15 protein-coding genes are annotated in these 16,543 nt (G+C 60.7%); 6 read left to right on the plus strand and 9 right to left on the minus strand.

The window, feature by feature from the left end; translation table 11 throughout:
- Nucleotides 1-45: 45 nt before the first annotated feature.
- Complete coding sequence (locus BM321_RS06830) at nucleotides 46-516, minus strand: Dps family protein (protein ID WP_060740897.1); 471 nt, start codon at nucleotides 514-516, stop codon at nucleotides 46-48.
- Between the two features lie 395 nt (nucleotides 517-911).
- On the opposite strand from BM321_RS06830, the gene BM321_RS31135 reads away from it, so the two are divergent.
- On the plus strand, nucleotides 912-1,517 hold the full coding sequence (locus tag BM321_RS31135; protein WP_003205048.1) for a cold-shock protein: 606 nt from the start codon (nucleotides 912-914) through the stop codon (nucleotides 1,515-1,517).
- A 69-nt stretch (nucleotides 1,518-1,586) separates the two neighbouring features.
- On the opposite strand, the gene BM321_RS06840 is transcribed toward BM321_RS31135, so the two are convergent.
- Nucleotides 1,587-1,793 carry a SlyX family protein gene (locus BM321_RS06840; protein ID WP_030140808.1) on the minus strand — a complete coding sequence of 69 codons (207 nt, stop codon included), beginning with the start codon at nucleotides 1,791-1,793 and terminating at the stop codon, nucleotides 1,587-1,589.
- Between the two features lie 3 nt (nucleotides 1,794-1,796).
- Complete coding sequence (locus BM321_RS06845) at nucleotides 1,797-2,222, minus strand: HIT domain-containing protein (RefSeq protein WP_092441967.1); 426 nt, start codon at nucleotides 2,220-2,222, stop codon at nucleotides 1,797-1,799.
- A gap of 888 nt (nucleotides 2,223-3,110) precedes the next feature.
- Here BM321_RS06845 and BM321_RS06850 point away from each other — a divergent pair.
- Entirely contained in the window at nucleotides 3,111-4,472 is a 1,362-nt protein-coding gene (locus BM321_RS06850) for an OprD family porin (RefSeq protein ID WP_092441968.1), read from the plus strand.
- A gap of 117 nt (nucleotides 4,473-4,589) precedes the next feature.
- Here BM321_RS06850 and BM321_RS06855 read toward each other — a convergent pair whose 3' ends face one another.
- Nucleotides 4,590-5,432, minus strand: a complete 843-nt coding sequence (locus tag BM321_RS06855; RefSeq protein ID WP_092441969.1) for a mechanosensitive ion channel family protein — start codon at nucleotides 5,430-5,432, stop codon at nucleotides 4,590-4,592.
- A 95-nt stretch (nucleotides 5,433-5,527) separates the two neighbouring features.
- Nucleotides 5,528-6,013 (minus strand): YajQ family cyclic di-GMP-binding protein, encoded by a 486-nt coding sequence (locus tag BM321_RS06860; protein WP_092166399.1) that lies wholly within the window; start codon nucleotides 6,011-6,013, stop codon nucleotides 5,528-5,530.
- Nucleotides 6,014-6,155: 142 nt separating this feature from the next.
- On the opposite strand from BM321_RS06860, the gene BM321_RS06865 reads away from it, so the two are divergent.
- The 3 genes from BM321_RS06865 to BM321_RS06875 are packed head-to-tail and all read left to right on the plus strand — an operon-like array spanning nucleotide 6,156 to nucleotide 9,741.
- Complete coding sequence (locus BM321_RS06865) at nucleotides 6,156-7,073, plus strand: putative 2-dehydropantoate 2-reductase (RefSeq protein WP_092441970.1); 918 nt, start codon at nucleotides 6,156-6,158, stop codon at nucleotides 7,071-7,073.
- 47 nt (nucleotides 7,074-7,120) lie between these two features.
- Entirely contained in the window at nucleotides 7,121-9,157 is a 2,037-nt protein-coding gene (locus BM321_RS06870; protein WP_092252012.1) for a sensor histidine kinase, read from the plus strand.
- A gap of 2 nt (nucleotides 9,158-9,159) precedes the next feature.
- Nucleotides 9,160-9,741, plus strand: coding sequence for a cob(I)yrinic acid a,c-diamide adenosyltransferase (locus BM321_RS06875; protein WP_092441971.1), 582 nt, complete (start codon nucleotides 9,160-9,162; stop codon nucleotides 9,739-9,741).
- A 117-nt stretch (nucleotides 9,742-9,858) separates the two neighbouring features.
- On the opposite strand, the gene BM321_RS06880 is transcribed toward BM321_RS06875, so the two are convergent.
- The 4 genes from BM321_RS06880 to secA all read right to left on the minus strand — a co-directional run bounded on the left by BM321_RS06880 (nucleotide 9,859) and on the right by secA (nucleotide 15,646).
- The gene (locus BM321_RS06880) at nucleotides 9,859-10,803 is read right to left on the minus strand and encodes a Nudix family hydrolase (protein WP_092441972.1); all 945 of its coding nucleotides are present in this window, start codon (nucleotides 10,801-10,803) and stop codon (nucleotides 9,859-9,861) included.
- Complete coding sequence (locus tag BM321_RS06885; protein ID WP_092441973.1) at nucleotides 10,800-11,432, minus strand: glutathione S-transferase family protein; 633 nt, start codon at nucleotides 11,430-11,432, stop codon at nucleotides 10,800-10,802. Before BM321_RS06885 ends, BM321_RS06880 begins: the two co-directional genes overlap by 4 nt.
- A gap of 137 nt (nucleotides 11,433-11,569) precedes the next feature.
- On the minus strand, nucleotides 11,570-12,787 hold the full coding sequence (gene argJ / locus BM321_RS06890) for a bifunctional glutamate N-acetyltransferase/amino-acid acetyltransferase ArgJ (RefSeq protein ID WP_092441974.1): 1,218 nt from the start codon (nucleotides 12,785-12,787) through the stop codon (nucleotides 11,570-11,572).
- A 123-nt stretch (nucleotides 12,788-12,910) separates the two neighbouring features.
- Nucleotides 12,911-15,646, minus strand: coding sequence for a preprotein translocase subunit SecA (gene secA / locus BM321_RS06895; RefSeq protein ID WP_092441975.1), 2,736 nt, complete (start codon nucleotides 15,644-15,646; stop codon nucleotides 12,911-12,913).
- Between the two features lie 306 nt (nucleotides 15,647-15,952).
- Between secA and BM321_RS06900 the strand changes: the two genes are divergently transcribed.
- The gene (locus tag BM321_RS06900) at nucleotides 15,953-16,408 is read left to right on the plus strand and encodes a DUF721 domain-containing protein (protein WP_018614283.1); all 456 of its coding nucleotides are present in this window, start codon (nucleotides 15,953-15,955) and stop codon (nucleotides 16,406-16,408) included.
- The last annotated feature ends 135 nt before the right edge of the window (nucleotides 16,409-16,543 follow it).

Consider the following 16,543-nt stretch of genomic DNA (forward strand, 5'->3'; position numbering starts at 1 on the left):
CCGAACGGGAGCAAGCTCCCTCGCCACGATACAACGCGCGCCTTATTAGTTTTCCAACAGCGCCCGCAGCATCCACGCGGTCTTTTCGTGAACCTGCATACGCTGGGTCAGCAGGTCGGCCGTGGGCTCGTCACTGACCTTGTCCAATAAAGGAAAGATGCCACGGGCCGTACGCGTCACCGCTTCCTGGCCCTCGACCAGTTGCCGGATCATGTCTTCGGCAGCAGGCACGCCTTCCTCTTCCTTGATAGAGGACAGGCGCGCATACACCGAGTAGGCACCCGGGGCCGGGAAGCCAAGGGCGCGGATTCGCTCGGCAATCAGGTCCACCGCCAGGGCCAGCTCGTTGTATTGCTCCTCGAACATCAGGTGCAGGGTCCGAAACATCGGCCCGGTGACGTTCCAGTGAAAATTGTGGGTCTTGAGGTACAGCACGTAGGTATCCGACAGCAGGCGCGAAAGCCCGTCGACGATGGACTTGCGGTCTTCTTCACTGATACCGATATCAATTGCCATGGGGTAGATCTCCTTAGGGTGATGAATTCGACAACGGCCCTACCACTCTAGTGGTTCTGGCCGCCTACGGCCTGCGACAGATTGCCAGCCCTCCAGAACCGACCAGCCAAGGCAGCCGACGGTTCCGACACCCGGGAAATTCAACGCCGCTTGCCAGGCGCGTTCAAGCAGCCGCGGGGCTTTTCTGGCCGACGAACAGCGCGGTGCGCGCCCGTAACGGGTTTGAGAAGGCCCGAGCTTTGCTGTTAAATAGGCAGTGTGTCGCTACGCCTAATTTTCCCGGGCGTAACGCATAGGCTGATTCGGGTACGTGTCCAACGCCTCTCATTGTTTCGAAGCGAACCGTGCCCGACCCGCTCTTCCTTGTGATCTGTCTTAACCGTGAGCCAATCAAAATGTTGAAAATCGTCCACTTGCTAATGGGCGCAGCTGCCCTGCTGCTGTCCTTCATCCCTAGCCTGGGTTCCGAAGCCACACCTTACCTGCAACACCCCGATGCACTGTACCTGGCCTTTTTCGGCCTGCTCAACCTGACCCTTGCCCCCGTCATCCCTTACTGGAACAAAGGTCCACGCCACCAACTGCAAAACCTTGTCAGCGCCTTGCTGGTGCTGGCCGTTGCCCTGCAAACCCTGGCCCTGCTGGCGCCCATGCCGGAAATTGGCGGTCAACCGGCCATTCTGTTCAGCCTGGGCGCGGCACTGCTCGCCGTAGCACTGCACCTGGCCGTCAGCTTCTACAAGAAGTCGTCGCCGGCCGCCGCTGCGCAGAACTACGACATGTCCAACCGCGATACCGGCACGGTGAAGTGGTTCAACACGTCCAAAGGGTTCGGCTTCATTTCCCGCGACTCCGGCGATGACATCTTCGTCCATTTCCGGGCCATTCGTGGCGAAGGCCATCGCGTCCTGGTGGAAGGCCAGCGCGTGGAATTTTCCGTGATGAACCGCGACAAGGGCCTGCAGGCCGAAGACGTGATCGCTGCGCTGCCGCGCCGCTGATCCAAGCGTAAAAAACCGCGATGCAGCCCTGGCTGCTCGCGGTTTTTTATTGCCTGCCAATCGGCCAGGTCAGTAATGAGGAGGCGGGGCTTCTTCTTCGAAGGATTCGAACTGCCCGGCCATTTCTTCCTGGCGCTTGAGCAGCGCCGCCATTTGCAGCTGCAAACGTTCGACGATTCGTTGCTGCTCCACCAGTACGTCATTCAACGCCTGGATGGTGTCATCCTGAAAGGCCAGGCGGCTTTCCAGGTCGGTTACGCGTTCTTCAAGGTTCATGGTTCAGCCCTCCAGAAACTTGAAATCATCGGCCAGCGCCATGCGCAAGCGTTCGCGAATGGCCGTTACCTGTTCTTCATTATAAGGCTGGGCCGGATGCTTGCCCCAGACCGGCGCCGGCCAGGCGGCATCATTACGCTTGCGCACGATGACATGCATATGCAATTGACTGACGACGTTACCCAAGGTTGCAACGTTGAGTTTATCGGCGTCGAACGAATCCTTGAGGGTTTCGGCCAGTGCGGTGGTTTCTTTCCACAGCTGCAATTGATCGATGTCATCCAATTGAAACAATTCACTGATATTTTCCCGCCGCGGTACGAGGATGAACCACGGGTAATTGGAATCGTTGGACAAGAGCAACCGACACAGCGGGAAATCACCGATGGGCAATGTGTCTTGTTGCAGTCGTGGGTCTAAGGCAAACACCGCGCGTACTCCTCGCTAATGAATTCTGCCCGGCGGCCCGCAGGCCTGGATCGGGCACAGACCCGCAGCATACCCGCGAACGCCGGATCGATCACGGCGAACCGCCCCCGGCTCACCCCGACGGCTATTTTTTTGACTCAACGGCTCGGCCTGGCATGAACAAGTGCAGCCCCACGCACCAACACGGCGCAACGACTAGGCAAAGCCCTGACATCGCCGCCCCAGAGGTCAGGCGATTCCCTAGGCGCTGTAAGATTTCCGTACAAGACACAAATTTTTTGCACCAAAACAGCACAGTACGTCTACGCTCAGTGCACAAAGCATCCGGGATTTACTCACTGTGCAGGGTGAACCGGTAACGTTTTTGGTTGTCGCGTCATTTTTATCGTCTCCAAACACGGCGGCTGTACGCAGTCAACCCTATTTAAAACAAGGCCTTTGGAGCCCGGTTTCATGAGGTTTCACCGCGACAGACGCCAGAATGTGAAAAAAATGTAAACGAAATCCGGGTTTGTGCATGCTTGTTGCATTCATCCCCACATCGTCCACAGGACCACGCCGGAAGCGAGTACCTGCGGACTACAAAATTAAAGTGGCAAGGCTGCCCCAAGGAGCTTCAAGCGCAGTAATGACGGACTCTTTACACCGATGCAGGAACAGAAAACACAACACTTAAGTTGTGAATCCGATTGCATTGGATCAGCCCAAATACGACATGGATCGAGCCATTGGCGACATGGTCGTAAAGAAGCTGAAAGGTTGAATGGGCAAGTATCGCCAAAGAATGTCGGCGTGATATAAGTTTGCGCCGACACAAAAAGAAAGAGCCGCCCAGATAATAAAACAGGTGGGACGGCAGTACTCTTAAAACCAAAGGAGCAAATCACGATGCGCGTGATGAAGTGGAGCATGATCGCACTGGCCGTTGCTGCAGCAGCCAGTACTCAAATGGCCTCGGCCGCACCTTTCGTAAGTGACCAGGCTGAAGCCAAAGGCTTTGTTGAAGATGCCAGCGCCAAACTGCTGCTGCGCAACTATTACTACAACCGTGACCGCAAAGACGGCTCTACCGACCAGAAAGACTGGACCCAGGGTATCTGGGGTAACTTCAACTCCGGTTACACCCAAGGCACCGTAGGCGTCGGTATCGATGCATTCGGTTACCTGGCGGTCAAACTGGACGGCGGCGATGGCACTGGCGGCACCGGCAACATGAGCCGCGACATCCCTGGCGATGGTGATGTCAACGACAGCCAGGGCAAAGCTGGCGCAGCCATCAAGTTCCGCGTATCCAAGACCGAGCTGAAAATCGGTGACCAGCAGCCAAGCACTGCTCCAGTGTTCGCGGTTGGCGGCTCCCGTATCCTTCCTCAAACTGCCAGCGGTTTCCAACTGCAGAGCAGCGAAATCAAAGACCTTGACTTGGAAGCCGGCCACTTCTACTCGGCGACCAGCCAGGACAAAAATGCTCGTAACGGCGGCCTGTATGCGACTTATGCCGGTGTCGAAGCCAACAGCATCGACTACGCTGGCGGCAAATATGCCTTCAGTGAAAACCTGTCCGCATCGTTGTATGGCGCCCAGTTGGAAGACATCTGGAACCAGTACTACGCGAACCTGAACTACACCATCCCAATGGGTGGCGATCAGTCGCTGAACCTGGACGGTAACATCTACCGCACTACCGACACCGGTAGCGCCAAAGCCGGCGACATCAGCAACACCGCGTACTCCCTGGCTGCTGCCTTCTCGTTCCTGAAAGCGCACACCATCACCGTGGCCTTCCAGAAAATCAACGGCGACACCCCGTTCGATTACATTGGTGTGGGCGGTCACAGTGGCTCCGTTAACCGCGGCGGCGACTCGATCTTCCTCGCCAACTCCATCCAGTACTCCGACTTCAACGCGCCTAACGAGAAATCTGCCCAGATCCGTTACGACATCAAGATGGCTGAGTACGGCGTTCCTGGTCTGAGCTTCATGACCCGCTACGTCAAAGGTTGGGACATCGATGGCACCCACCTGTCTGCCAACAGCCAGTATCGTGATAGTTTGGGCAACCCGCTGTACGGAAGCGACGGCAAGCACAACGAAACCAACTTCGAAGCCAAGTACGTTGTTCAGTCTGGCCCGGCAAAAGATCTTTCCTTCCGTGTTCGTCAAGCCTGGCACTACGCTAACGCTGATGAAGGCGAAGGCGACATCAAAGAGTTCCGCCTGATCGTCGACTACCCGATTTCGGTTCTGTAATTGCCGAAAGTCTGTTTGCGGTAATCAAGAAAAGGCCCATCTTCGGATGGGCCTTTTTATTGGATCAACTTTATTACGCAAGGCCTGACTTGAAGGTCAGACCATAATCGATCGGGATTACGTCGGTGTCGATTCCTGAACGACCCGAATCACGCGTTGTGGAAACGGAATATCAATGCCCGCGTCCTTCAAGCGATCCCGCGCTTGTTCATTGAGCATGAACATCACGCTCCAATAATCCGCTGTCTTCACCCAGATGCGCAGCGACACCGTGATGGAACTGTCGCCCAAGGTGGAAATCACCGCTTCAGGCGCCGGATCCGCCAGCACACGCTCATCCTTGGCCAGCTCCAGCAACACTTCCCGGGCCTTTTGCAGGTCAGCCTGGTAATCCACGCCGACATCAAACACGACCTTGCGGGTCGGCTGGCGGTTGGTGTTGGTAATGATGCCGTTGGAGAGATTGCCGTTAGGCACGATGACGGTCTTGTTGTCACCGGTGCGCAACACGGTGTGGAAGATCTGGATGCTATCGACCGTACCGGCCACACCCTGGGCTTCGATCCAGTCACCGATGCGGAACGGGCGGAACAGCAGGATCAGCACGCCACCGGCGAAGTTCGCCAGGCTGCCTTGCAGGGCCAGGCCAATCGCCAGGCCGGCGGCACCGATGGCGGCGACGAACGAAGTGGTTTCCACGCCGATCATCGAAGCGACGCTGACGATCAACAATATCTTCAGAATGATGTTGGCCAGGGTACTGATGAACCCTTGCAGCGCCAGGTCGGCGTTACGCAGGGCCAGCAGCGCACCCAGTTTCTGCGTGACTTTGTTGATCAACCACCAGCCGATGGCCAGGGTGATGACCGCCAGCAGCACCCGGCTACCGTACTCCATGATCATGGGGATCCAGGTCTGGGAAGCTTTGACCAGGTTGTCCACTTCAGCATTCAAGTCCATCTCTCTCTCCTTTGTTCCTGTTACCGCGAAAGACCAATCGAAACACATTGTGGCGAGGGGATTTATCCCCTCGCCACATGCAGACAACCAGGGGGTCAGTCGCGGAAGTTAGTGAATTGCAGGGGCATGCCGAATTCTTTGCCGCGCAAGGCCGCAATGGCTTCCTGCAGGTCGTCACGCTTCTTGCCGGTAACCCGCACCTGCTCGCCCTGGATGGCGGCCTGCACCTTGAGCTTGGCGTCCTTGATATGAGCGACGATTTTCTTCGCCAGTTCCTTGTCGATGCCTTCCTTGAGCACGGCTTCCTGCTTCATCAGCTTGCCCGAGGCATAGGCGTCCTTGACCTCGAGGCACTGCACGTCGATCTTGCGCTTGACCAGCGCCAGCTTGAGGATCTCGATCATCGCCTCGAGCTGGAACTCGGCCTCGGCGGTCAGGTTCACGGTCAGGTCTTTTTCCTTGAACTCGAAACTGCCCTTGCCCTTGAGGTCATAACGACGGTCGAGTTCCTTGACGGCATTTTCAACCGCGTTGGTGACCTCGTGTTTGTCCAGTTCGGATACCACGTCGAATGACGGCATGTAGTGTTCTCCAAATAAAAAGGCGCGCCAGTATCAACGGCGCGCGCTTGGCTTGTGGTTAAAATCGGGCTCATTATAACGGCTCTTTTCGTGCCGACACTGCGAGCCCTCTGATGCCTGCGCCAATCCGAGTAAAAAACTGATGCCCACCACCTGGCATGTCCTCGGGGCCGGCAGTCTCGGCATGTTGTGGGCCACGCGCCTGGCCCGGGCCGGATTACCGGTACGGCTGGTGCTGCGCAACGAAGCGCGCTTGCAGGCCTACCGCGGCGCCGCGGGCCTGACGCTGGTGGAACAAGGCCAGGCGCAGTGCTACCCGGTGCCGGGCGAAACGGCGGACAGCCCGGAGCCGATCAAGCGCCTGCTGCTGGCTTGCAAGGCCTACGACGCGCAAGCGGCGGTGACGTCGGTGGCCCATCGCCTGGACGCAGAATCGGAACTGATCCTGTTGCAGAACGGCCTCGGCAGCCAGGACGCAGTGGCCAATTGTGTGCCCCAGGCTCGTTGCATCAGCGCCTCCAGCACCGAAGGCGCGTTCCGCGACGGTGACTGGCGCGTGGTATTCGCCGGCCATGGCTACACTTGGTTGGGCGACCCGGCTCACCCGGTGGCGCCGTTCTGGCTGGACGACCTGGCCGCCGCCGGCATTCCCCACGAATGGAGCGCCGACATCCTCACCCGTCTCTGGCGCAAGCTGGCACTCAACTGTGCAATCAATCCACTGACCGTGCTGCATCACTGCAAGAACGGCGGCCTGCTGGAACATCACTGCGAAGTGGCGACCCTGTGCGCGGAGCTCACGGATGTGCTCGAACGGTGCGGCCAGCCCGCGGCGGCCGAGGATTTGCAGCCGGAAGTCGAACGGGTGATCCAGGCCACGGCCGCCAATTACTCTTCGATGTACCAGGATGTGGCCAATCGGCGTCGTACCGAAATCAGCTATTTGCTCGGCTACGCCTGCAAGGTCGCCCAGCGCCATGGGCTGACCGTGCCGCACCTGGAACAACTGCGCCAGCGACTGATTGTCCACTTGAACAACCTCGGATTGCCCAGCGACTGAGCAGCGGCTACGCTGGCCCTCGTGTTCCTTTCTTAGCGACGAGTCTGATGCCATTGCGCCAGCGCCTTGAAAACCTTCCGGTCGGCCAGAAACTGCTGGCCGCCCTGTTGGTGTTGTTGACCACTGTCCTGCTGGTAGCCAACCTGACCTTTATCAGCGCCGCCTACTACATCTCCCAGGAAAGCATGGCGCCCCAGGCCCTGCAGACCATTGGCCGACTGGTCGCCAACCCGAGCCTGATCTCTGACGCCCTGCAGTCGCCACAAAGTGCCCAGCGCCTGCTCGACGAGCTCAACAGCTACGCACCGCTGCGGGCGGCGGCGTTGTACGACGGCCAGGGCGACCGCCTGGCACAGCTGCAACAGGGCGAAAAGCTCAAGCTGCCGGACCATTTCCGCAATATACAAGCCTGGCAAGCGAGCGAGTTCCGCAGCAACCAGGTCATTACCCTGCCCCGCCCCGGCACGACGCCGGGGCACCTGTTGCTGGTGGCCAGCAGCGAATTGCCCACGGCGTTCTACACCGGCACCCTGACCGCCAGCCTCGGCATCCTGATTTTCAGCGTGTTGCTCTGGCTGGTCATCGCCCAGCAAATCAAACGCCTGATCACCCAGCCGATCCATCAACTCGAAGAACTGTCGCGCCAGGTCACCCGCGAAGAGAACTACTCCCTGCGCGCCGCCCGCGGTAATCACGACGAGATCGGCAGCCTGGCCGAAGCGTTCAACACCATGCTGTCGCGGATCGAAGCCCGGGAGCAGCAACTCAAGCGGGCGCGGGACGACTCCCAGGCCGCCTACGACCAGGCCCAGGGCCTGGCGGAAGAGACCCGCCATACCAATCGCAAGCTGGAGCTGGAAGTCCAGGTGCGCAGCAAGATCGAGAAAAAACTCACGGGCTTCCAGAACTACCTCAACAGCATCATCGACTCCATGCCGTCGGCCCTGATCGCCCTCGACGAGCAACTCTACGTCACCCAATGGAACCAGGAAGCCAGCGCCCTCTCCGGCACGCGACTGGACGAGGCCCTGAACCAACCGATCTTCCTTGCCTTCGAACCGCTCAAGCCGTACCTGCCCCAGCTCAAGCAGACCGTCGAGCAACATACGGTGGCCAAGATCGAACGCGTCACCTGGACCAAGGACGACGAGGCACGGCATTACGCCCTGACCTTCTATCCGCTGATGGGCGGCGCCGGGCGGGGCGTGGTGATCCGCATCGACGACATCACCCAGCGCCTGTCGCTGGAGGAAATGATGGTGCAATCGGAAAAAATGCTCTCGGTCGGCGGCCTCGCGGCGGGCATGGCCCATGAGATCAACAACCCCCTGGGCGCCATCCTGCACAACGTGCAGAACATCCGCCGACGCTTGTCGCCGGAATTGCCGAAAAACCTCGAACAGGCCGAGCAACTGGGAATCGAATTGCCGGTGGTCAACCGCTACCTGGAAAGCCGGGAAATCCCACAATTGCTCGACGGTATCCAGCAGGCCGGCGCCCGGGCGGCGAAAATCGTCACCCACATGCTCAGCTTCAGCCGGCGCAGCACGCGGCAGATGGCGCCCTGCGACCTGCCGGCGCTGATCGACCAGGCGGTGGAAATCGCCGGTAATGACTTCGACCTGACGATCGGCTTCGACTTCAAGGGCCAGGCGATCATCCGTCAATTCGACCCGAACCTGGGCCCGGTGCCCGGCACGGCCAACGAACTGGAACAGGTGCTGCTCAACCTGCTGAAAAACGCCGCCCAAGCCATCCACCAACGCCAGGACGACAGCGAACCCGGGCGCATCATCCTGCGTACGCGGTTGAATCCGCCGTGGGCGGAAATCCAGGTCGAGGACAATGGCATCGGCATGAGCGAGAACGTGCGCAAGCGCACCTTCGAACCCTTCTTCACCACCAAGGAGATCGGCCAGGGCACCGGCCTTGGGCTGTCGGTCTCGTATTTCATCATCACCAACAACCACAAGGGCCAGATGGAAGTGCAGTCGGCGCCAGGCCAAGGCACCTGCTTCACCTTGCGCCTGCCCCTGACGGGCCCCTCGATGGTGGCGCAGGAAAACAAACCACTGGAGCGTTGAGCATGGGCTTTCGCCTGTCGAAGATTTACACCCGCACCGGCGACAAAGGTGAAACCGGGTTGGGCGATGGTCGCCGCGTGGCGAAGGACCACCCACGGGTCGAGGCCATCGGCGAAGTGGACACACTGAACAGCCAGTTGGGCTTGTTGCTGGCCGGGCTCGCCGCCGAAACGGCCCGGTACCCGGCACTCAAGGAAGTCAGCGAAGTGCTGGGGCCTTGTCAGCATCGATTGTTCGACCTGGGCGGTGAGCTGGCGATGCCGGCCTACCAAGCCTTGAACGTGGCGGAAATCGAGCGGCTGGAAGCGGCGATCGATGTGTGGAACGAGGAATTGGGGCCACTGGAAAACTTCATCCTGCCCGGTGGCTCGACGCTGATCGCCCAGGCCCACGTCTGTCGCAGCCTGGCCCGCAGCGCCGAGCGGCGTTGCCAGCAATTGAACGCGCTGGAGCCGCTGACGGGGCCGGGGTTGGCTTACATCAATCGGTTGTCGGACCTGTTGTTCGTGGCGGCGCGGGTCATTGCCCGGCGGCAAGGGGTGGCGGAGGTGCTGTGGGAAGCGGCGGCCAAGCCTGGGGGCTGAATCGTTCTTGAGGCCGCCATCGCGAGCAAGCTCGCTCCCACACGGGATCTTCGGCGTTCACAGAATCCCTGTGGGAGCGAGCTTGCTCGCGATGGCGTCATCTGCTGCACCACATTCTCAAGCTGCTGGCCAAAAAGCCCGAATCCCCGCCACACCCTGAGCCCCGACCTCCCAGGCTTTTTGTCGCTCACCAGGCCCGACCCCGCCCAACAGATAGACCGGCCGGTCGAAGCCATCGATCAACCGCGCCGCCTCTGCCCACCCCAACGGCTGTGCATCGGGATGGGTCTGGGTCGGCTGTACCGGCGAAAGCGTGACGAAGTCCACGTCCATTTGCTGCGCCAGGGACAGCTCCTCGGCGTTATGGCAGGAAGCCGCCAGCCAGCGGTCCTTGCCGAACGGTCGACCGGCCGCGGCATGCTTGCGCAGTTGCGCGGCGGTAATGTGCCAGCCAGCGGAAGGAAAATCCCCCAGCCATTCGAACGGCCCCTTGAGCATCAGTTGAGCCTTGCCGGCACACAACCCCGCCGCATCCACCGCCAGGTCGCGGTATTGCGGATCGTAGCCGTTGGGGGCGCGTAGCTGGACCAACTTGATCCCGCCGGCAATCGCTTTCTGCATGCCGCGCAGCAAGGCCGGCGTCTCAAGGCCTTCGGGAGTGATCAGGTATTCGCCCGGCAAACGGGCCGCCGCGACGATCGGCTGATTGGCCGCCGGGAACTCATGGTTCGTCAGGTCGCGGGCCGTCACCCAGGCCAACGGTTGCCCTTCGGCGCCATGGGGTTCGCCGGTGAACGCCGAGACTTCCCAGACATCCAGCAACACCTGCTTGTCCGGGTAATCGTGACGCACCTTGATCAACGGCCGGGCGGCGTCGACGACAATGCCCAGCTCCTCGTGAAGTTCACGGGCCAGGGCGGTTTCGACGGATTCGTCGGCCTCGACCTTGCCGCCAGGAAATTCCCACAGGCCGCCCTGGTGCTGGGTGTCGGCCCGTCGGGCGATCAGGATTTTACCGGCGGCATCGCGGATGACCGCTGCCGCCACATGGACTCGTTTCACCGCGCAGTGTCCTCCAGGCCAGCCTGTTGCCACGCCTTGAACGCTGGCCATTGATATAGGGTTTCGACGTAGGCCTCATCGACCTCGGACAGTTTCACCTGATAAGTGCGCAAGCGCACGGCAACAGGGGCAAAAAACGCGTCGGCCAGGCTGACGCGGCCAAACAGGTAGGGACCGGCCTCGGTCGCCGCGGCGCGGCATTCGGCCCACAGCGCCAGCATCCGCTCGATTTCCACTTGGACATCAGCCGGCATGGGCGACAGCGGTGCATCACGCAGCAGGTCAAACGGCATGTGGCTGCGGATGGCGAAAAAACCGCTGTGCATTTGCGCACAGGCCGAGCGTGCCTGGGCCCGGGCGGCCACCTCCTTGGGCCAGAGACCGGCCTGCGGGAACTGTTCGGCCAGGTATTCGGCAATCGCCAGGGAATCAGCGATCACGCCGAACTCTGTCTTGAGCAACGGGACCTTCGCCGTGGCCGAATGCTTGAGCAGCTTTTCGCGGGTGTCGGGCTGGTCGAGCCTGACCAGTTCTTCGGAGTACTTCGCGCCGGTCAGCGCCAGGGCGAGCGCGCCGCGCAGGGACCAGGAAGAAATGCGTTGGTCGCCGATGATCAGGTGCAGGCTCATGTCTGGATTCCTTTCTTGTGATTTTTTAGGGGCTGTACCGGCGCCATCGCGAGCAAGCTCGCTCCCACAGGGGATCGCCCGAAAATTCCTGTGGGAGCGAGCTTGCTCGCGATGGCAGCAACTCGGTCCCGAACCTGTTAAGTCCGATACTCAGCGTTGATCTTGACGTACTCGTGGGACAGGTCGGTGGTCCAGATGGTTTCGCTGCAATCCCCTCGTCCCAATTCGATACGGATGGTGATTTCTTCCTGCTGCATCACCGCCGAGCCCTGGGCTTCAGTGTAGGTGGCAGCACGAGCGCCTTGGCTGGCGATGCAGACGTCACCGAGGAACACGTCGATCTTGCTCACGTCCAGTTCAGGCACGCCGGCCCGGCCGACAGCGGCGAGGATGCGGCCCCAGTTCGGGTCGGAGGCGAACAGTGCGGTCTTGATCAGCGGCGAGTGGGCCACGGTATAGCCCACATCCAGGCATTCCTGGTGATTGCCCCCGCCATTGACCTGCACGGTCACGAACTTGGTCGCGCCTTCGCCGTCACGGACGATGGCCTGGGCCACGTCCATGCACACTTCGAATACCGCCTGCTTCAGGGCAGCGAACAGCGGGCCGCTGGCCTCGGTGATCTGCGGCAGGTTGGCCTGGCCGGTGGCGATCAGCATGCAGCAGTCGTTGGTGGAGGTGTCGCCGTCGATGGTGATGCGGTTGAACGACTTGTTGGCCCCGTCGAGCATCAGGTCTTGCAGCACCTGGCGCGAGACCTTGGCGTCGGTGGCGATGTAGCCGAGCATGGTCGCCATGTTCGGCCGGATCATGCCAGCGCCTTTGCTGATACCAGTGACGGTGATGGTCACGCCGTCGTGCTCGAACTGACGGCTCGCACCCTTGGGCAGGGTGTCGGTGGTCATGATGCCGGTGGCGGCGGCGGCCCAGTTGTTTTCCGACAGGTCGTCGAGGGCGGCTTGCAGCGCACCTTCGATCTTCTCGACCGGCAGCGGTTCGCCGATCACGCCGGTGGAGTACGGCAGCACCTGGCTGGCGTCGACGCCGGTCAATTCCGCCAGCTTGGCGCAGGTGCGCTCGGCGGCGGCCAGGCCAGGCGCGCCGGTGCCGGCGTTGGCGTTACCGGTGTTGGTCAACAGGTAACGCACCGGCCCCTGCACGCGTTGCTTGGCCAGGATGACCGGGGCGGCGCAAAAGGCGTTGAGGGTGAACACACCCGCCACCGTCGAGCCTTCGGCGCAACGCATGACCACGACGTCCTTGCGCCCGGGGCGCTTGATGCCCGCCGAGGCAATACCGAGTTCAAAACCGGCAACCGGGTGCAGCGTGGGCAACGGACCAAGACCAACAGCCATGAATGCGCTCCTAAATTAGATGTCTATCGACGCCGCTCCCATTGGGACGGCGAATCAAAATGGCAAAACGCCGCGACGGATAGAATCCGGTCGCGGCGCAGGTGGTTCAGCCTTGAAACGGGTTTATTGGATCTGCCCGTGGCAATGCTTGTATTTCTTGCCCGAACCGCAATAGCACAGTTCGTTACGGCCCAGCTTCTGCTCGTTGCGCACCGGTGCGGTCGCCAGGGCGACATCCACATCGACGCCCTCTTCGGCGACCACTTCCAGGCCAGGGGCTTCGGCGTGCTCGAACTGCATGCGCGCAGCCAGGGCTTCGGCTTCCTGGCGCAGGCGGGCTTCTTCCTCGGCTGGGTCTTCGCGGCGAACCTGTACGTGGGACAGCACGCGAATCGAGTCGCGCTTGATCGAATCGAGCAACTCGGAGAACAGCGTGTAGGACTCGCGCTTGTACTCCTGCTTCGGGTTCTTCTGAGCGTAACCGCGCAAATGGATACCGTGGCGCAGGTGGTCCATGGTCGACAGGTGGTCTTTCCACAAATCGTCCAGTACCCGCAGCACAATCTGCTTCTCGAAGGAGCGCAGTGCCTCGGCGCCCGCCTGGTCTTCCTTCTCGTTGTAGGCGGCGATCAGCTCGGCCAGCAGTTTTTCACGCAGGGTTTCTTCGTACAGGTGATCGTCTTCGTCGAGCCATTGCTGGATCGGCAAGGCCACGCCGAAATCGCTCTGCAAGGCGGCTTCCAGGCCGGCGACGTCCCACTGTTCCGGCAGCGACTGCGGCGGGATGTGGGCGCTGACGGTGGCGTTGAGCACGTCCTGGCGGAAATCGGCGATGGTTTCGCCAATGTTTTCGGCGGCCAACAAACTGTTACGCATGTGATAGATCACTTTACGCTGTTCGTTGTTGACGTCGTCGAACTCGAGCAGTTGCTTGCGGATATCGAAGTTGCGGCCTTCGACCTTGCGCTGGGCCTTCTCGATGGCGTTGGTCACCATGCGGTGCTCGATCGCCTCTCCAGGCTGCATGCCCAGGGCCTTCATGAAGTTCTTCACCCGGTCAGAGGCGAAGATGCGCATCAGGCTGTCTTCCAGGGACAGGTAGAAACGGCTGGAACCGGCATCGCCCTGGCGACCAGCACGGCCACGCAACTGGTTGTCGATACGACGCGATTCGTGACGCTCGGAGGCGATCACCTGCAAACCGCCGGACTCGAGCACCTGCTGGTGACGCTTCTGCCAGTCGGCCTTGATCTGCGCGATCTGCTCGGGGGTCGGGTCTTCCAGGCTGGCGACTTCCACTTCCCAGTTGCCGCCCAGCAGGATGTCGGTACCACGGCCGGCCATGTTGGTGGCGATGGTCAGCGCACCCGGGCGACCGGCCTGGGCGATGATCTCGGCTTCCTTCTCGTGGAACTTGGCGTTGAGGACCTTGTGCTCAATGCCTTCCTTGTTGAGCAAGGCGGACATGTGCTCGGAGGTCTCGATGGTGGCGGTACCCACCAGGATCGGACGGCCCTGGGCCATGCCTTCCTTGATATCGTTGATGATCGCCGCGTACTTCTCTTCGGCGGTCAGGAACACCAGGTCGTTGTAGTCCTTACGGGCCAGCGGTTTGTTCGGTGGGATCACCACCACTTGCAGGCCATAGATCTGGTGGAATTCGAACGCCTCGGTGTCGGCGGTACCGGTCATGCCGGACAGCTTGCTGTACAAGCGGAAGTAGTTCTGGAAGGTGGTCGAGGCCAGGGTCTGGCTCTCGGCCTGGATGTTCAGGCCTTCCTTGGCTTCAATGGCCTGGTGCAGGCCTTCGGACAGGCGACGACCCGGCATGGTACGGCCGGTGTGTTCGTCCACCAGCACGACCTGGCCGTCCTGGACGATGTATTCGACGTTGCGATGGAACAGCTTGTGGGCACGCAGGCCGGCATAGACGTGGGTCAGCAGGCCCAGGTTATGGGCCGAGTAGAGGCTCTCGCCTTCGGCCAGCAAGCCGACGCGGGTGAGCATTTCCTCGATGAACTGGTGACCGGCTTCGTTGAGTTCGACCTGGCGGGTCTTCTCGTCGATGGTGTAGTGCCCGGGCTGGGTCACTTCGCCTTCGACTTCCTCGACGTGCAACTTGAGCTGCGGGATCAGTTTGTTGATCTCGATGTACAGCTTGGAGCTGTCCTCGGCCTGACCGGAAATGATCAGCGGGGTACGGGCTTCGTCGATGAGGATGGAGTCGACTTCGTCGATCACGGCAAAGTTGAGTTCACGCTGGAATTTTTCTTCCATGCTGAACGCCATGTTGTCGCGCAGGTAGTCGAACCCGAATTCGTTGTTGGTGCCGTAGGTGATGTCGGCGGCGTAGGCGGCACGCTTCTCTTCCGGCGGCTGGAACGGCGTGACGACGCCGACGGTAAGGCCGAGGAATTCGTAGAGCGGGCGCATCCAGTTGGCGTCGCGGCGGGCCAGGTAGTCGTTGACCGTCACCACGTGCACGCCCTTGCCGGACAGTGCGTTGAGGTACACGCCCAGGGTCGCCACGAGGGTCTTGCCCTCACCGGTACGCATTTCGGCGATCTTGCCTTCGTGCAAGGTCATGCCGCCGATCAACTGAACGTCGAAGTGGCGCATGCCCATGATCCGCTTGCCGGCCTCACGGGCGACCGCAAAGGCTTCGGGCAGGAGCTGGTCAAGGGTTTCCCCCTTGGCGATGCGGTCCTTGAATTCGGCAGTCTTGGCGCGTAACTGATCGTCCGAAAGGGCCACCATTTGCTCTTCGAAGGCATTGACAGTCTGTACCGTCTTGAGCATGCGCTTGATTTCACGCTCGTTCTTGCTTCCAAAAAGTTTCTTTAACAAAGGCGCAAACATATCGGCAGGATCTTCCACACTAAAGGGATGGAGGGCGGCCCCATGAGTCGCCCGTGCAGCCCTCATGGCCGCATGCGAACGAGCATTCTACCCGGAAACGATGGAGAGGAAAGTGGCGTTATTCCACGATGCTGGCACAGCGCTGTGACGGGGCCACCCTAAAATAAGGGCTTTTGCGCGAACTTCAACCCACAAAGCGCAGAAGTTCTCACTGATTGTGTAGCCGAAAGCCGCTGGGCGAGAGGGTCGAGGCGCGTCCGGCGCTTTCTGCTACCATGGCGCCTCTGTCACTTGCGGTATTCATTCATGGCCTTCCGCCCTCTTCCAGCCAAGGCGCCCGCCGTTCTGCTGCGCGAAGCCAAGCCGCTGAAAGCCATCTTCGGCCACGCCAAACGCCTGGGCCACTTGCAGCGCCTGCTGGACAGCCAGTTGCAACCGGCCGCCCGCGAGCATTGCCACGTGGCGTCCTGGCGCGAAGGCAGTTTGTTGCTGATCGTCACCGACGGCCACTGGGCCACGCGTTTGCGCTACCAGCAAAAACGCCTGCTGCGCCAACTCCAGGCGTTCGAAGAATTCGCCAACCTGACGCGGATCCTGTTCAAGGTGCAGCCACCCACCGTCCAGGTCGGCGCCAAGGGCCATACACTGGATCTGTCCACCGACGCCGCGGCGACCATCCAGGCCACCGCCGATGGCATCAGCGATCCTAACCTGCGGGCGGCGTTGGAGCGGTTGGCGGCGCATGCGCGGCCCAAGGATTGAGATTTTCGGCGTCGGCTAGATAGCGATCGCGAGCAAGCTCGCTCCCACAGTGGATCTGCAGCGGCCACCTATTTTGTGTACGACACCAACCCCTTGTGGGAGCGAGCTTGCTCGCGATAGCAGCAGCTCAGCCAG

This window comes from Pseudomonas sp. NFIX10, from assembly GCF_900111955.1.
GTDB classification, from domain to species: domain Bacteria; phylum Pseudomonadota; class Gammaproteobacteria; order Pseudomonadales; family Pseudomonadaceae; genus Aquipseudomonas; species Aquipseudomonas fluorescens_AA.

What these genes read in the sequence shown, in the direction of transcription:
- BM321_RS06875 (WP_092441971.1), top strand. Translation starts at nt 9,160, where the DNA reads ATGGGCTTTCGCCTGTCGAAGATTTACACCCGCACCGGCGACAAAGGT.
- BM321_RS06850 (WP_092441968.1), top strand. Translation starts at nt 3,111, where the DNA reads ATGCGCGTGATGAAGTGGAGCATGATCGCACTGGCCGTTGCTGCAGCA.
- BM321_RS06870 (WP_092252012.1), top strand. Translation starts at nt 7,121, where the DNA reads ATGCCATTGCGCCAGCGCCTTGAAAACCTTCCGGTCGGCCAGAAACTG.
- BM321_RS06885 (WP_092441973.1), bottom strand. Translation starts at nt 11,432, where the DNA reads ATGAGCCTGCACCTGATCATCGGCGACCAACGCATTTCTTCCTGGTCC.
- BM321_RS06840 (WP_030140808.1), bottom strand. Translation starts at nt 1,793, where the DNA reads ATGAACCTTGAAGAACGCGTAACCGACCTGGAAAGCCGCCTGGCCTTT.
- BM321_RS06830 (WP_060740897.1), bottom strand. Translation starts at nt 516, where the DNA reads ATGGCAATTGATATCGGTATCAGTGAAGAAGACCGCAAGTCCATCGTC.
- BM321_RS06900 (WP_018614283.1), top strand. Translation starts at nt 15,953, where the DNA reads ATGGCCTTCCGCCCTCTTCCAGCCAAGGCGCCCGCCGTTCTGCTGCGC.
- BM321_RS06855 (WP_092441969.1), bottom strand. Translation starts at nt 5,432, where the DNA reads ATGGACTTGAATGCTGAAGTGGACAACCTGGTCAAAGCTTCCCAGACC.
- BM321_RS31135 (WP_003205048.1), top strand. Translation starts at nt 912, where the DNA reads ATGTTGAAAATCGTCCACTTGCTAATGGGCGCAGCTGCCCTGCTGCTG.
- BM321_RS06860 (WP_092166399.1), bottom strand. Translation starts at nt 6,013, where the DNA reads ATGCCGTCATTCGACGTGGTATCCGAACTGGACAAACACGAGGTCACC.
- BM321_RS06865 (WP_092441970.1), top strand. Translation starts at nt 6,156, where the DNA reads ATGCCCACCACCTGGCATGTCCTCGGGGCCGGCAGTCTCGGCATGTTG.
- argJ (WP_092441974.1), bottom strand. Translation starts at nt 12,787, where the DNA reads ATGGCTGTTGGTCTTGGTCCGTTGCCCACGCTGCACCCGGTTGCCGGT.
- secA (WP_092441975.1), bottom strand. Translation starts at nt 15,646, where the DNA reads ATGTTTGCGCCTTTGTTAAAGAAACTTTTTGGAAGCAAGAACGAGCGT.